At 63.7% G+C, this 14678-nt stretch carries 11 protein-coding genes and 1 pseudogene; 11 read left to right on the top strand and 1 reads right to left on the bottom strand.

The window, feature by feature from the left end:
- The first annotated feature begins 7 nt into the window (after window positions 1-7).
- The 4 genes from ACQKPE_RS12545 (at window position 8) to ACQKPE_RS12530 (ending at window position 4375) form a co-directional block, all read left to right on the top strand.
- Window positions 8-760, top strand: a complete 753-nt coding sequence (locus ACQKPE_RS12545; RefSeq protein ID WP_427666231.1) for a maleate cis-trans isomerase family protein — start codon at window positions 8-10, stop codon at window positions 758-760.
- 15 nt (window positions 761-775) lie between these two features.
- Window positions 776-1417, top strand: coding sequence for an N-carbamoylsarcosine amidohydrolase (locus ACQKPE_RS12540; RefSeq protein WP_427666229.1), 642 nt, complete (start codon window positions 776-778; stop codon window positions 1415-1417).
- 211 nt (window positions 1418-1628) lie between these two features.
- A complete protein-coding gene (locus ACQKPE_RS12535) occupies window positions 1629-2942 on the top strand; it encodes an MFS transporter (RefSeq protein ID WP_427666227.1) in 1314 nt (437 codons plus the stop codon).
- Between the two features lie 140 nt (window positions 2943-3082).
- Window positions 3083-4375, top strand: a complete 1293-nt coding sequence (locus ACQKPE_RS12530) for an OprD family porin (RefSeq protein WP_427666225.1) — start codon at window positions 3083-3085, stop codon at window positions 4373-4375.
- A 116-nt stretch (window positions 4376-4491) separates the two neighbouring features.
- Here the strand turns inward: ACQKPE_RS12530 and ACQKPE_RS12525 are convergent, their stop codons facing one another.
- Entirely contained in the window at window positions 4492-5382 is an 891-nt protein-coding gene (locus tag ACQKPE_RS12525; protein ID WP_427666223.1) for a LysR substrate-binding domain-containing protein, read from the bottom strand.
- A gap of 77 nt (window positions 5383-5459) precedes the next feature.
- On the opposite strand from ACQKPE_RS12525, the gene ACQKPE_RS12520 reads away from it, so the two are divergent.
- The 7 genes and pseudogenes from ACQKPE_RS12520 (at window position 5460) to ACQKPE_RS12490 (ending at window position 14575) form a co-directional block, all read left to right on the top strand.
- Entirely contained in the window at window positions 5460-6224 is a 765-nt protein-coding gene (locus tag ACQKPE_RS12520; RefSeq protein ID WP_427666221.1) for a sulfite exporter TauE/SafE family protein, read from the top strand.
- Between the two features lie 163 nt (window positions 6225-6387).
- Window positions 6388-6978: an NAD(P)H-dependent oxidoreductase gene (locus ACQKPE_RS12515; RefSeq protein ID WP_427666219.1), complete on the top strand. Its 591-nt coding sequence runs from the start codon at window positions 6388-6390 to the stop codon at window positions 6976-6978.
- 43 nt (window positions 6979-7021) lie between these two features.
- On the top strand, window positions 7022-7918 hold the full coding sequence (locus ACQKPE_RS12510; protein WP_427666217.1) for a LysR family transcriptional regulator: 897 nt from the start codon (window positions 7022-7024) through the stop codon (window positions 7916-7918).
- Window positions 7919-8035: 117 nt separating this feature from the next.
- Entirely contained in the window at window positions 8036-9712 is a 1677-nt protein-coding gene (ggt, locus tag ACQKPE_RS12505) for a gamma-glutamyltransferase (RefSeq protein WP_427666215.1), read from the top strand.
- Window positions 9687-9899: pseudogene (locus tag ACQKPE_RS12500) on the top strand (ribonuclease HII); the annotation flags it as partial. The gene ggt and the pseudogene ACQKPE_RS12500, both read left to right, overlap by 26 nt.
- 100 nt (window positions 9900-9999) lie before the next feature.
- Window positions 10000-13524 carry a DNA polymerase III subunit alpha gene (gene dnaE, locus ACQKPE_RS12495; RefSeq protein WP_427666213.1) on the top strand — a complete coding sequence of 1175 codons (3525 nt, stop codon included), beginning with the start codon at window positions 10000-10002 and terminating at the stop codon, window positions 13522-13524.
- A gap of 103 nt (window positions 13525-13627) precedes the next feature.
- Window positions 13628-14575: an acetyl-CoA carboxylase carboxyltransferase subunit alpha gene (locus tag ACQKPE_RS12490; protein ID WP_427666211.1), complete on the top strand. Its 948-nt coding sequence runs from the start codon at window positions 13628-13630 to the stop codon at window positions 14573-14575.
- Window positions 14576-14678 lie beyond the last annotated feature (103 nt).

Here is a 14678-nt window from a genome sequence, read left to right as displayed (position 1 = left end):
GCGCAACATGACCAAGCTTTACCGTATCGGCCAGATCGTGCCGAGCTCGAACACCACCATGGAAACCGAGATCCCGGCGATGCTCACCGCACGCCAGGCCATTCGTCCCGAGCGTTTCACCTTCCACTCCGCGCGCATGCGCATGAAGCAGGTGAAGAAGGAAGAACTGGCGGCGATGGATGCCGAGTCCGACCGCTGCGCAGTGGAGCTGTCCGACGCCAAGGTCGATGTGCTGGGCTATGCCTGCCTGGTGGCGATCATGGCCATGGGGCTGGGCTACCACCGCCAATCGGAAAAACGCCTTCAGAAAGCCACCGCCGACAACGACGCCCTGGCCCCGGTGATCACCAGTGCCGGTGCCCTGGTAGAAGCCTTGCACGTGATGAAGGCCAAGCGCATCGCCATCGTCGCGCCGTACATGAAGCCGCTGACGGAGCTGGTGGTGAACTACATCCGCGAGGAAGGCTTCGAGGTGCAGGACTGGCGCGCTCTGGAAATTCCCGACAACCTCGCCGTGGCCCGCCATGACCCGGCCAACCTGCCTGCCATCGTGGCCGGCATGAACCTCGAAGGCGTCGATGTGATCGTGCTGTCGGCGTGCGTGCAGATGCAGTCGCTGCCCGCGGTCGCCAAGGTCGAGGCGCTGACCGGCAAGCCGGTGGTCACCGCAGCGATTGCCACCACCTACGCCATGCTCAAGGCGCTGGACCTGGAACCGGTCGTACCCGGTGCCGGTGCCCTGCTGTCGGGCGCGTACTGAAAAGCGGAGGTGAACATGAGCGACGCACAGAGCGCCAGCGACAACTACCAGGGCGTGTGGGGCCAGCGCATCGGCTTCGGCAAGAAGCCCGCCTTGCTGATGATCGACTTCATGAAGGGCTACACCACCCCCGGCGCGCCGTTGTACGCCGAAGGCGTGGTGACGGCCGTCGAACAGGCCGCCGGCCTGCTGGCACAAGCCCGCGAAAGCGGTACCCTGGTGGTGCACACCAACATTCGCTACCAGCCCGGGCATTTCGCCGATGGCGGCGTATGGGTACGCAAGGCGCCGGTCATGAAAGACATGGTCGAAGGCAACCCGCTGGCGGCTTTCTGTGCCGACGTGGCGCCCCGTACCGAGGAGACGGTCATCAGCAAGCAGTACGCCAGTGCGTTCTTCGGCACCAGCCTGGCCTCGCTGCTGCATGCCCAAGGTGTGGATACCGTGGTGTTGGCCGGCTGCTCCACCAGTGGCTGCATTCGCGCCACTGCGGTAGATGCCGTGCAGCATGGGTTCCGGACCATCGTGGTGCGCGAGTGCGTGGGTGACCGACACCACGCCCCGCACGAAGCCAACCTGTTCGACATCGACAGCAAGTACGGCGATGTCGTCAGCCGGCAGGAAGCCATGCAACACCTGGTGCGCCTGGCCGACTGAGCCTGCCACCTGCTGTACCCATAACTATCGAGGAACGGCGCGGGAAGCCCGTTCCCATCACCGCCCGCAGTAGGGGGCGGAACCACCCCGCAGGAGCGCTCGGGGTCTTGTGACGCTGCCCTGGATAGCCGCCTGTAGTTCATGGCGCTCCTGGAGCGTCGGAAACTGCTGGCCTAAAAACAACCACAAAGTCGCCGCCAGGAGACACACAATGCCAATTGCGAATGCAACCACGGTCCACAGCGATACCGACCATGGTACTCAAGCGCTTTACCGCAAGATCACATGGAGGCTCATTCCCTTCCTGTGCTTCTGCTACCTCGCAGCTTATCTGGACCGCATCAACGTGGGCTTTGCCAAGTTGCAGATGCTCGAGGACCTGCAGTTCAGCACCGCGGCCTATGGCCTGGGTGCGGGGCTGTTCTTCGTCGGCTATATCATCTTCGAGGTGCCCAGCAACCTGATCCTGGAGCGTGTCGGCGCGAAGATCTGGATCGCCCGCATCATGATCACCTGGGGCCTGCTGTCGGCCTGCACCATGTTCGTCACCAGCACCACCCAGTTCTACATCCTGCGCTTCTTGCTGGGCGCCGCCGAGGCGGGCTTCCTGCCGGGCGTGCTGTACTACCTGACCATGTGGTACCCCACCTATCGACGTGGGCGCATCATTGCCCTGTTCATGATCGGGCTGCCGCTGTCGAGCGTGATCGGCGGGCCGATTTCCGGCTGGATCATGAGCCACTTCGACCAGGTCAGCGGCCTGCATGGTTGGCAGTGGCTGTTCCTGCTGGAAGCCATCCCCAGCGTGCTGTTGGGCATCCTGACCTTCTGGGCGCTGCCCAACCGCTTCCAGGAAGCCAAGTGGCTGAACGATGACGAGAAAGCGCACCTGGCCAGCGACCTGGCTGCCGACGATGCCGAAGGCAAGGGCAGCAAGCACAGCTTCCGCGACGGCTTCTTCAACCTGAAGGTGTGGATGCTCGGTGGCATCGACTTCTCGATCCTGCTCAGCGCCTACGCCATGGGCTTCTGGATGCCGACCTTCATTCGCGATGCCGGGGTCAGCGACACCTTCCACATTGGTTTGCTCACCGCCATTCCAAGCCTGGCCGCGCTGGCCGGCATGCTGATGATCGGCGCCAGTTCCGACCGTCACCGCGAACGCCGCTGGCACATCATCGTGCCGTTCATCATCGGCGCTATCGCCATGGCATCGAGCACCTTGTTCAGCCAGAACCTGGTGATGACCGTGACCCTGTTCGCCATCGCCTCGGCGGCGATCATCGGAGCGGTGCCGGTGTTCTTCAGCTTGCCGGCCACGTTCCTGAAAGGCACCGCAGCAGCCACCGGTTTCGCCCTGGCTTGTTCGCTGGCCAACATCGCGGGCCTGGTGAGCAACTCGCTGATGGGTATCGTCACCGACCTGACCGGCACCTCGCATGCGGCGCTGTGGGCGTTCGCAGGCTGCCTGATTCTTAGCTGCTTCCTGGTGATCGCGTTGCCGGCCAAGCTGGTCAACCGCTAAGCGCGCGACCGGCTTTTCGCAACGGCAGCGCAGGCGGGCCCTGAGCCCGCTTGCCGATCCCTCTTCAACTGCATCCGCCCCGTGGATGGCCCAAGGCCCCCGCGACGGATCGCTGTTGCCCGAATTTCAGGAGCAGTGTCATGAGTGTGCAGATTCAACAGCGTTTCAATTCGGTGGCGTGCCTGGCCAGCGGCTGTGTCGCCGCCGCCCTGTGTGGTGAGGCCAAGGCCGAGGAGGCGGGTTTCATCGAGGGTGCCCGCGCTACCTTGCAGGCGCGAAATTATTACTTCAGCCGCGATTACTCGGATATTCGCGGGGGTAGCACCCAGTCCAAGACCGAGGAGTGGGCCCAGGGCTTCATCCTCAATGCCAGTTCCGGCTACACCCAAGGCCCGGTCGGGGTGGGCGTGGATGTGATCGGCCTGCTCGGCATCAAGCTCGACAGCAGCCGCGACCGCGCCAAGTCCGGGCTGCTACCCACCCACGCCAACGGCGAGTCGGCGGATGAATACAGCCGCCTGGGCGGGGCGATCAAGTTAAAGGTGTCCAAGACCGAACTGAAGGTGGGCGAGCTGATGCCCAACCTGCCGGTGCTGACCTTCAGCGACCTGCGCTTGCTGCCGCCCACTTACCAGGGCGCGATGATCGAGTCCCGCGAGTTGCCGGGGCTGACGCTGAACGCCGGCCAGTTCCGCTCCACGCGCCTGCGTGACTCGTCCAATGGCCAGGACATGTACGCGCTGGTCAACGACCCGATCAACCCGAATCGCCTGGCGCGTTTTACCAGCGACCGCTTCAACTACGCTGGCGCCGAGTATGCGTTCAACAGCAACCGCACTAGCGTGGCGCTGTGGCAGGCGCAGCTGGAGGACATCTACCAGCAGCGTTTCTACAACCTCAAGCACGCCGAGCCTGTGGGCAAATGGACGCTGGGGGTCAATGCCGGCTATTTCGATGCCAAGGAAGATGGCCGCAAGATCGCCGGTAACTACGACAACAATGCTTTCTACAGCCTGTTCTCGGCCAAGCATGGCGGGCATACGTTCTATGTGGGTTACCAGCAGATCGGTGGCGACGATGGCTTCATCCAGGTCGGCGCCAACACCAACCCGATGGGCAACACGCTGCCTACCTACGAGTTCGCTGCACCCGGCGAGCGTTCGTGGCAGGTGCGCCATGACTACAACTTCGTGGCGCTGGGGATTCCGGGGCTGACCTCGACCCTGCGCTACGTGAAGGGACGTGACGTGGACACCGGGCTGGGCTTCGAGGGGCGTGACTGGGAGCGCGACCTGGACCTGGCCTATGTGGTGCAGAGCGGTCTGTTCGAGGGGGTTGGGGTGCGTATTCGCAACGTGGTTGCGCGGTCGAACTACCGGACGGATATCGATGAGAACCGGTTGATCCTGAGCTATACGATCAAGCTGTTCTGATGGGGTGACAGTACCGGCCCTTTCGCGGCGGTTCGGCGCCCCGACAAGCCCGCTCCTACAGAGGGCGATGTGATCCTTGTAGGAGCGGGCTTGCCCGCGAATAGGGCGCTACTGCCTCAGCTGGAACCTGGCTCCAACCACTCGACCAACGCCGCCGCATACCCCGGCAACGCCGCAAAATCCCTGGCGCACAACTGCAACCTGCGCCGCGCCCAATCCTCCTCCAGCGCCACCCACCGCAACCCCAGCACCCCCTCCCAGCGCCGCACCGACGCCAACGGCACCACCCCAACCCCCGCCCCACCGGCGACCATGCGAATCACCCCATCGAACCCCTCGGCCCGCACCCGCACCTGCATCCGACGGCCCATGCGCAGCGCCTGTTCCTCGAGGTGCAAGGCCAGCGCACTATCGGCGCCAAGCCCGACATAACCATGGGCAAGGCTGTCGACGAAGCTCGGCGCTGGGTGCGTGGCCAGCGCATGGTTGGCGGGCATCACCAGCACCAGCGGGTCGTCGCGAAACGGCCGCACTTGCAGATGCTCGCTGGGCGCCGCGCTGGAAATGATGCCCAGGTCGGCCATGCCCTGGGTGACCGACTGCACGATGCGCAGGCTCGGCAACTCCTGCACGTCGACACTCACCGCCGGGTGCGCTGACAGGTAGCCTGCCAACAGCTCCGGCAGGTACTCGGTGAGCGCTGCGGTATTGCACAGCAGGCGTACCTGGCCGTGCTGGCCCTGGGCGTACTGCGCGAGGTCGAATTGCAGGCGCTCGACCTGCTGGCCGATCAGCCGTGCGTGTTGCAGCAGGGCCTGCCCGGCGGGTGTCGCCTGCACGCCACGGCGGTTGCGCTCGAGCAGCGCGATACCCAGCGAGGCCTCCATCGCCCGGATGCGTGCGCTGGCGGCAGGCAGCGACAGGTGGCTGCGGCGCGCGCCCGCAGTGATGTTGCCGCACTCCAGGGTGTGGCGGAACAGGGTGAGGTCGGTCAGGTCGAAATGCATCAGCCTCTGTCCTGGTAAGAGTCTGGGTGAGTATATGGCAGATTTTCATTGCGCCGCGCCAGGCGCAGGATGGCGCCATGGATACCTTTATCGCGATGTACCAGAACCTCGGCCCGGCACTCTCGTTGCTGGTGCTCTTCACCTTCCTGCTGGCGGGCGCGGTCAAGGGCGTGATCGGCCTTGGTCTGCCGACCATCGCCATGGGCTTGCTGGGTCTGGCTCTGCCTCCGGCGCAGGCTGCCGCTTTGCTGATCGTCCCCTCGACCCTCACCAACCTGTGGCAGCTGGCAACGGGCGGGCACTTGCTGGGGTTGCTGCGGCGCCTGGCGGGCATGTTGCTGATGATCTTCGTGGGCACGCTTGTGGGGAGCGCCTGGTTGGGCATCGACAGCGGGCCATGGGCTGTTCACGCGCTGGGTGGTGCGCTGCTGGTGTACGCGCTGTATGGCCTGGCGGGCCCTGGTTTGCGCGTGGCTGCTCGCTGGGAGTGGTGGCTCGGCCCGCTGTGTGGCTTGCTGACCGGCGTGGTCACGGCGGCCACCGGGGTGTTCGTGATGCCGGCCGTGCCTTACTTACAAAGCCTGGGGTTGAGCCGCGACGAGATGGTCCAGGCGTTGGGCTTGTCGTTCACCGTCTCGACGCTCGCCCTGGCGCTAGGCCTGGCCGGGCAGGACGCCCTCGGCAGCCAGGCCCTGGGTGCCTCAATGCTGATGCTGGCGCCTGCGCTGCTGGGCATGTTCTTTGGCCAATGGCTGCGCCAGCGCATCAGCGCGGCGCTGTTCAAGCGCTGCTTCTTCATTGGCCTGGCGTTACTCGGTGGGCACTTGTTGATCAACGGTTAGGTTGTAGGAAGATTCGGTTGCAATAATTGGCGTCATATTCGTGCTTTATACGCAAAGGTCATTTGCTTGCTCCACGCTTTTTCCCATGCCCGCAAGTGCTTAATCTGCTGCCATTCCTTTTTGGCTTGGTCTGCGGACCGGCAGCACACTTGCGAGGCTTCCCATGAAAAAGATTCTCCTGATCAACGGTGGCAAACAGTTCGCTCACTCCGACGGCCGCCTGAACGCCACCCTGCACGACGCCGCCATGGCGTACCTGGACCGCGCCGGCTTCGATGTGCAGCAAACCTTCATCGACGGCGGCTACGACGTGCAGGAAGAAGTGCAGAAGTACCTGTGGGCAGACGTGGTGATCTACCAGATGCCCGGCTGGTGGATGGGCGCGCCCTACACCGTCAAGCAATACCTCGATGAGGTGTTCACCGCCGGCCACGGCAGCCTGTACGCCAACGATGGCCGCACTCGCTCGGACGCTTCGCAGAAGTACGGCAGCGGTGGCTTGATCCACGGCAAGCAGTACATGATTTCGGCCACCTGGAACGCACCGCAGCAGGCCTTCGACGACCCGACCGACTTCTTCGAAGGCAAGGGCGTGGATGCGGTGTACTTCCCGTTCCACAAGGCCAACCAGTTCCTCGGCATGACCGGCCTGCCGACCTTCCTGGCCGTGGACGTGATGAAGCGCCCGGACGTGCCAGCGACCGTGGCGGCCTATGAGGCGCACCTGAGCGAAGTGTTCGGCAAGGCCGAGTGATCCGGCTACCATCAGCAAACCCGACCCGCCAAGGCCACCCCGCGTGAAAACCCGATCCGAAGAGCTCCAGGTGTTCGTTGCGGTGATCGACTGCGGCTCGATCTCCGCCGCCGCCGAGCAGATGGGACAGACCCCATCTGCCGTCAGCCGCACGCTGTCGCGCCTGGAAGGCAAGCTGGGAACCACGCTGGTCAACCGCACCACGCGGCGAATGGACCTCACCGAGGAAGGTCGCTTCTTCCTCGAGCGCGCCCGGGCGGTGCTCGAACAGATGGACGACATGGAAGAGCGCCTGTCGATGAACCGTCAGACCCCCTCCGGTCGCCTGCGCATCAACGCCGCGGCTCCGTTCATGCTGCATGCCATCCTGCCGTGGATCGGCGAATTCCGTGAGCAGTACCCGCAGATCGAGCTGGAGCTGAACACCGACGACCTGATCATCGACCTGCTCGAGCAAAGCACCGACGTGGCCATTCGCATCGGTGAGCTGGCCGACTCCAGCCTGCATGCCCGCCACCTGGGGTGCAGCCCGGTGCAGGTGCTGGCCAGCCCCGAGTACCTGGCGCGCCGCGGGGTGCCGGAAAGGGTCGAGGCGCTTGCCGAACATACCCTGCTCGGCTTCAGCGCGGTGGAGTCGCTCAACCAGTGGCCGTTGCGCCATGCCCACGGTGACCGCTGGAGCATTCGCCCAGCCCTGACCGCCTCCAGCGGCGAAACCCTGCGCCAGCTGGCCCTGGCCGGGGAGGGCATCGTCAGCCTGTCGCACTTCATGACCCACGAAGACATCCGCGCCGGGCGTTTGCAGGTGGTGCTGGGCGAGGCCCACAACGGCTATCGCCAGCCGATCCATGCGGTGTACTACCGCAACACGCAATTGGCGCTGCGCATCCAGTGCTTCCTCGATTTCATTCAGCGCAAGCTGTCGATGTACGCCTATTGAGTTATCTGCCTGCGACAGATCCTACAAATTGCGTAGTAATTTCCTCGGTTCGTTTGCGTAGTTGCAGCCCTTCGTCCTTAATGGGTGCTCAACAAAAACAACACCAAGGAAGTGTCCATGCGTATCGTCCTGTTCCAGTCTGCGGCCCTGGCGGCCTCTATTCTGAGCGTTTCGCAGGTTTTTGCTGTCACCCTTGAAGGTGGCGCGGTGGCTGCTCCCGATCAATATGGCGCACAGGTCGCTGCCGATATCCTGAAGAAGGGCGGCAATGCGGTGGATGCCGCCGTCGCCACCGCCTTCACCCTGGCGGTGACCTACCCCGAGGCCGGCAACATCGGCGGTGGCGGGTTCATGACCCTGTTCGTCGACGGCAAGCCGTATTTCCTCGACTACCGCGAAGTGGCGCCGAAGGCGGCGACCAAGACCATGTACCTGGACGACAAGGGCGAGGTGATCGAGAACCTCAGCCTGGTTGGCGCCCGCGCGGCCGGTGTGCCGGGCACGGTCATGGGGCTGTGGGAGGCGCACCAGAAGTTCGGCAAGCTCAAGTGGAGCGAGCTGCTGACCCCGGCCATCGGCTATGCGCAGAATGGCTTCAAGGTGGCGCAGAAGCAGTACCAGTACCGCGATGACGCCCAGGGCCTGTTCAAGACCGTCACCAACTTCAACGACTATTTCGGCGCCATGCAGGTAGGCGAGCTGTTCAAGCAGCCGGAGCTGGCGCAAACCCTGGAGCGCATTGCCGACAAGGGCGTGAGCGAGTTCTACCAGGGCAAGACCGCCGACCTGCTGGTGGCGCAGATGCAGGCCGACAAGGGCCTGATCAGCAAGGACGACCTCAAGGACTACAAGGCCCTGTGGCGCGACCCGATCGCCATCGACTGGCGCGGCAACGTGGTCTACACCGCACCGCCGCCCAGCTCAGGCGGCGTGGCCCTGACCCAGTTGCTGGGCATCAAGGAAAACCGCGCGGACGACTTCAAGGGCGTGGCGCACAACTCGGCGAAATACATCCACCTGCTGGCCGAGATCGAGAAGCGCGTATTCGCCGACCGCGCCGACTATCTCGGTGACCCGGCCTTCACCCAGGTGCCAGTCGACAAGCTGGTGGCCAAGGACTACCTGGCCACGCGTGCCGCCCAGGTCAACCCCAACGCCATTTCCGAAACCGACAAGGTCAGGCCGGGGCTGGAGCCACACCAGACCACGCATTTCTCGATCATCGACAAGCAAGGCAATGCGGTGAGCAACACCTACACCCTGAACCTCGACTACGGCAGTGGCGTGGTGGTCAAGGGCGCGGGCTTCTTGCTCAACGATGAGATGGACGACTTCAGCGCCAAACCCGGTGCGGCCAACGCCTTTGGTGTAGTGGGTGGCGATGCCAACGCCATCGCCCCCGGCAAGCGCATGTTGTCATCCATGAGCCCAAGCCTGATGACCCGCGACGGCAAGGTGGTGCTGGTGGTAGGTACGCCGGGTGGCTCGCGGATCTTCACGTCGATCTTCCAGGTCATCAACAACCTGTACGACTTCGGCATGCCGCTTGAGAAAGCGGTGGCGGCGCAGCGTGTGCACCATCAGCTGCTGCCCAAGGACACGATCTACTACGACAGCTATGCGCCGTTGACCGGGCCGGTGGCCGATGAGCTGAAGAAGATGGGCTATGTGCTGGAGGATCAGGGTTGGGAGATGGGCGATATCCAGGCGATTCGCGTGACGGGGGAGAAGGTGGAGACGGCGTCTGACCCGCGTGGGCGGGGGGTGGTCGATCCTGGCCAAGGTCACCCGTGACCGGGAGATGAGCGCATTCGAGCTGATCTACCCAGGCTATGGCATCGGCGGGCACAAAGGCTACCCGACGCCCGTGCACCTGGAGGCCCTGGCGCGTCTTGGGCCTACGCCCATCCACCGCCGCTCGTTTGCGCCGGTGCGCGCAGCCTGGGAGGCCCGCGCGGGGGCTGCCGGTTCGCTCATCTGATGAATGGGGCCGCCAAGCGGCCCATTCTTTTTGCAGCCGTTAAAGCCCGCCTATTTACGCTACAATCCCGCCCTTGTCGTTCAGCGCTACAGGATCTCCCATGTCGGTTTCCTTCGTTCACCTTCGCGTGCATTCCGAATTCTCCCTGGTCGACGGCCTGGTGCGGATCAAGCCGCTGGCCAAGGCCTTGGCCGGGATGAACATGCCGGCGGTGGCGATCACCGACCAGAGCAACATGTGCTCGCTGGTGAAGTTCTACAAGACCGCCATGGGCGCCGGGGTCAAGCCGATCTGCGGTGCCGACCTGTGGCTGGCCGGTGCCGACCCCGAGGCGCCGTTGGCGCGTATCTGTTTCCTGGCCATGAGCCCCAAGGGCTATCGCAACCTCACCGAGCTGATCTCGCGTGGCTGGACAGACGGCCAGCGCAATGGCCTGGTGATCATCCAGCGCGAGTGGATCGCCCCGGCCAGCGAGGGGCTGATCGGTCTGTCGGCAGGGCGCGAAGGTGACATCGGCATGGCCCTGCTGGCGGGCAAGGCCGACGAGGCCGAGGCACTGCTGCGCGACTGGATGCAGATCCTTCCCGGGCGCTTCTATGTCGAGCTGCAACGCACCAACCGCGCCGGTGACGAAGAATACGTACATGCCGCCGTGGCCCTGGCCGACCAGGTCGGTGCGCCGCTGGTGGCGACCAACGATGTGCGTTTCATCAAGCAGTCGGACTTCGACGCCCACGAAACCCGCGTCTGCATCGGTGAGGGCTGGACCCTCGACGACCCGCGCCGCCCGCGCCAGTACAGCGACCAGCAGTACCTCAAGAGCGCGCAGGAAATGGCCGAGCTGTTCAGCGACCTGCCCGATGCCATCGCCAACACCGTGGAAATCGCCAAGCGCTGCAACATCACTGTGCAGTTGGGCAAACACTTCCTGCCCGACTTCCCCACGCCCAACGGCATGGGCATCGATGACTACCTGCGTCATGTGTCCCATGAAGGCCTGGAAGAGCGCCTGGCCGTGCTGTGGCCGAAGGACACCACGCCCAATTACGAAGAGAAGCGCCAGGTCTACCTGGACCGTCTGAAGTTCGAGCTGGATATCATCATTCAGATGGGCTTCCCCGGTTACTTCCTGATCGTTATGGACTTCATCAAGTGGGCCAAGAACAACGGCGTGCCGGTAGGCCCTGGCCGAGGGTCGGGCGCCGGCTCGCTGGTGGCCTACGTGCTGAAGATCACCGACCTCGACCCGCTGGCCTACGACCTGCTGTTCGAGCGCTTCCTCAACCCTGAGCGGGTTTCCATGCCCGACTTCGACGTCGACTTCTGCATGGATGGTCGCGACCGGGTCATCGAATACGTGGCCGATGCCTACGGGCGCAACGCGGTCAGCCAGATCATCACCTTCGGCACCATGGCCGCCAAGGCGGTGGTGCGTGACGTGGCGCGGGTTCAGGGCAAGTCCTACGGCCTGGCCGACCGGCTGTCGAAGATGATCCCGTTCGAAGTGGGCATGACCCTGGAGAAGGCCTACGAGCAGGAAGAAATGCTCCGTGACTTCCTCAAGAGCGACGAGGATGGCCGCGAGATCTGGGACATGGCCCTGAAGCTCGAAGGCGTCACTCGCGGCACCGGCAAGCACGCCGGTGGCGTGGTGATCGCGCCGACCAAGCTCACCGACTTCTCGCCGATCGCCTGTGACGAAGAAGGTGGCGGCCTGGTGACCCAGTTCGACAAGGACGACGTCGAGGCCGCGGGCCTGGTGAAGTTCGACTTCCTCGGCCTGCGTACCCTGACCATCATCAAGTGGGCGATGGAGACGATCAACCGCGAGCAGGCCAAGAAAGACCTGCCGGACGTCAACATCGACTTCATCCCATTGGATGACAAGAAAACCTACGAACTGCTGCAAAAGGCCGAAACCACGGCGGTGTTCCAGCTTGAATCGCGCGGCATGAAGGAGCTGATCAAGAAGCTCAAGCCCGACTGCCTGGAAGACCTCATCGCACTGGTGGCCCTGTTCCGCCCCGGCCCTCTGCAATCGGGCATGGTGGATGACTTCATCAACCGCAAGCACGGCCGCGCCGAGTTGGCCTACCCGCACCCGGACTACCAGTACGATGGCCTGCAACCGGTGCTGGCACCGACCTACGGCATCATCCTGTACCAGGAACAGGTGATGCAGATCGCCCAGGTCATGGCCGGCTACACCCTGGGCGGCGCCGACATGCTGCGCCGGGCCATGGGCAAGAAAAAGCCCGAGGAGATGGCCAAGCAGCGCGGCGGCTTCATCGAAGGTTGTGCCAGCAACGGGATCGATGGCGATCTTGCGGGCAACATCTTCGACTTGGTAGAGAAGTTCGCAGGCTACGGCTTCAACAAGTCGCACTCCGCCGCCTACGGCCTGGTGTCGTACCAGACCGCCTGGTTGAAGACCCACCACCCGGCGCCGTTCATGGCGGCGGTGCTGTCGGCGGATATGCACAACACCGACAAGGTGGTGGTGCTGATCGAGGAAGTGCGCAGCATGAAGCTGCGCCTCGACGCGCCGGATGTGAACAGCTCCGACTTCAAGTTCACGGTCAACGACGATGGCCGTATCGTCTATGGCCTGGGTGCGATCAAGGGGGTGGGCGAGGGGCCGGTGGAGGCGATCGTCGAGGCGCGTGCCGAGGGCGGGCCGTTCAAGGACCTGTTCGACTTCTGCGAGCGCGTTGACTTGAAACGCATCAACAAACGCACCCTCGATGCGCTGATCCGCAGCGGCGCCCTGGACCGTCTCGGCCCGCACTTCCACGACGAGATCAAGGCCTACCACGCCAATATCGACCGCAACCGCGCGCTGTTGCTGTCGGCGCTGGAAGAGGCGATCAAGGCTGCCGAGCAGACCGCGCGTACCGCCGACAGTGGCCACGTCGACCTGTTCGGTGGGCTGTTCGTCGAGGAAGACTCGGACGTCTACGCCAACCACCACAAGGTGCGCGAGCTGACCCTCAAAGAGCGCTTGAAGGGTGAGAAGGACACCCTCGGTCTGTATCTGACCGGCCACCCGATCGACGAGTACGAGACCGAGATTCGCCGTTTCGCCCGCCAGCGCATCATCGACCTCAAGCCGTCGCGTGAAACCCAGACCGTGGCCGGCATGATCATTGCCTTGCGGGTGATGAAGAACAAGAAGGGCGACAAGATGGGCTTCGTCACCCTGGATGACCGCTCCGGGCGCATCGAGGCGTCGCTGTTTGCCGATGCTTTCATGGCCGCCCAAGCCCTGCTGCAGACCGACGCCATGGTGGTGGTGGAAGGGGAGGTGAGCAACGATGACTTCTCTGGTGGCCTGCGCCTGCGGGTCAAGCAGGTGATGACCATGGAGGATGCGCGCACCAAGCTGGCCGAGAGCCTGCGCCTGAAAGTCGCGCACGATGCGCTCAAGGGCGACCGCCTGGCCTGGTTGGGCGAATTGATCACCCGTCACCGTGGCGGCTGCCCGATCACCCTGGAGTACACCGGCAGCGATGCCAAGGCCATGTTGCAGTTCGGCGAGCAGTGGGCCATCGACCCTGCCGACGGCCTGATTCAAGCGCTGCGTGACCAGTTCGGGCGTGAGAACGTCTTCCTGCAATATCGCTGAAGCGACGAATTTAATCTCGACCTGAACGCGCCACTCCCTTAAGGTATGGCGCCAAACGGATCAACCGGCCGGCCGCCTGGCCGTAGACCCTAGACGGATGCTTATGAACCCGAATTTCCTCGATTTCGAACAGCCGATTGCCGACCTGCAAGCCAAGATCGAAGAGCTGCGCCTGGTCGGTAACGACAACTCGCTGAACATCAGCGATGAAATTGCCCGTCTGCAAGACAAGAGCAGCACCCTGACCGAAAGCATCTTCGGCAACCTGACCAGCTGGCAGATCGCCCGCCTGGCGCGTCACCCGCGTCGTCCGTACACCCTGGACTACATCGACCACATCTTCAGCGAATTCGAAGAACTGCACGGCGACCGTCACTTCTCCGATGACGCGGCGATCGTGGGGGGGACCGCCCGCCTGGATGGCAAGCCGGTAATGATCATCGGCCACCAGAAGGGCCGTGAAGTGCGCGAGAAGGTACGCCGCAACTTCGGCATGCCGCGTCCGGAAGGCTACCGCAAGGCGTGCCGCCTGATGGAAATGGCCGAGCGCTTCAAGATGCCGATCCTGACCTTCATCGATACCCCGGGCGCTTACCCAGGCATCGACGCCGAAGAGCGCAACCAGAGTGAGGCCATCGCCTGGAACCTGCGCGTGATGGCGCGCCTGAAGACGCCGATCATCGCTACCGTGATCGGCGAGGGCGGTTCCGGCGGTGCGCTGGCAATCGGTGTGTGCGACCAGCTGAACATGCTGCAGTACTCCACCTATTCGGTGATCTCGCCAGAAGGCTGCGCCTCGATCCTGTGGAAAACCGCCGACCGCGCGGCCGATGCCGCCGAAGCCATGGGTGTGACCGCCGAGCGCCTGAAGAGCCTGAATATCGTCGACAAGGTCATCGGCGAGCCACTGGGTGGCGCGCACCGTGACCCTGCGACGATGTCTGCAAGCATTCGTGCCGACCTGATCGAGCAGTTGGACATGCTCGGCAAGCTCGACAACGATGCGCTGCTCAAGCGCCGTTACGATCGCCTGATGAGCTACGGCGTCTGATAAATCCAGGGGCTGCGTTGCAGCCCAATCGCGGGGCAAGCCCGCTCCCACAGGTACAGCGTGGTCCTCGAAAGCGACGCTAACCTTGTGGGAGCGGGCTTGC

The sequence above is a fragment of the Pseudomonas sp. NPDC089554 genome (assembly GCF_050280645.1).
GTDB lineage: Bacteria > Pseudomonadota > Gammaproteobacteria > Pseudomonadales > Pseudomonadaceae > Aquipseudomonas.
This window is presented reverse-complemented; position numbering and strand designations above follow the sequence as displayed.

Excerpts from the sequence above, each read along its gene's own strand:
- ACQKPE_RS12525 (WP_427666223.1), bottom strand. The coding sequence starts at position 5,382 with ATGCATTTCGACCTGACCGACCTCACCCTGTTCCGCCACACCCTGGAG.
- ACQKPE_RS12535 (WP_427666227.1), top strand. The coding sequence starts at position 1,629 with ATGCCAATTGCGAATGCAACCACGGTCCACAGCGATACCGACCATGGT.
- ACQKPE_RS12545 (WP_427666231.1), top strand. The coding sequence starts at position 8 with ATGACCAAGCTTTACCGTATCGGCCAGATCGTGCCGAGCTCGAACACC.
- ACQKPE_RS12530 (WP_427666225.1), top strand. The coding sequence starts at position 3,083 with ATGAGTGTGCAGATTCAACAGCGTTTCAATTCGGTGGCGTGCCTGGCC.
- ACQKPE_RS12490 (WP_427666211.1), top strand. The coding sequence starts at position 13,628 with ATGAACCCGAATTTCCTCGATTTCGAACAGCCGATTGCCGACCTGCAA.
- dnaE (WP_427666213.1), top strand. The coding sequence starts at position 10,000 with ATGTCGGTTTCCTTCGTTCACCTTCGCGTGCATTCCGAATTCTCCCTG.
- ACQKPE_RS12540 (WP_427666229.1), top strand. The coding sequence starts at position 776 with ATGAGCGACGCACAGAGCGCCAGCGACAACTACCAGGGCGTGTGGGGC.
- ACQKPE_RS12515 (WP_427666219.1), top strand. The coding sequence starts at position 6,388 with ATGAAAAAGATTCTCCTGATCAACGGTGGCAAACAGTTCGCTCACTCC.
- ACQKPE_RS12520 (WP_427666221.1), top strand. The coding sequence starts at position 5,460 with ATGGATACCTTTATCGCGATGTACCAGAACCTCGGCCCGGCACTCTCG.
- ggt (WP_427666215.1), top strand. The coding sequence starts at position 8,036 with ATGCGTATCGTCCTGTTCCAGTCTGCGGCCCTGGCGGCCTCTATTCTG.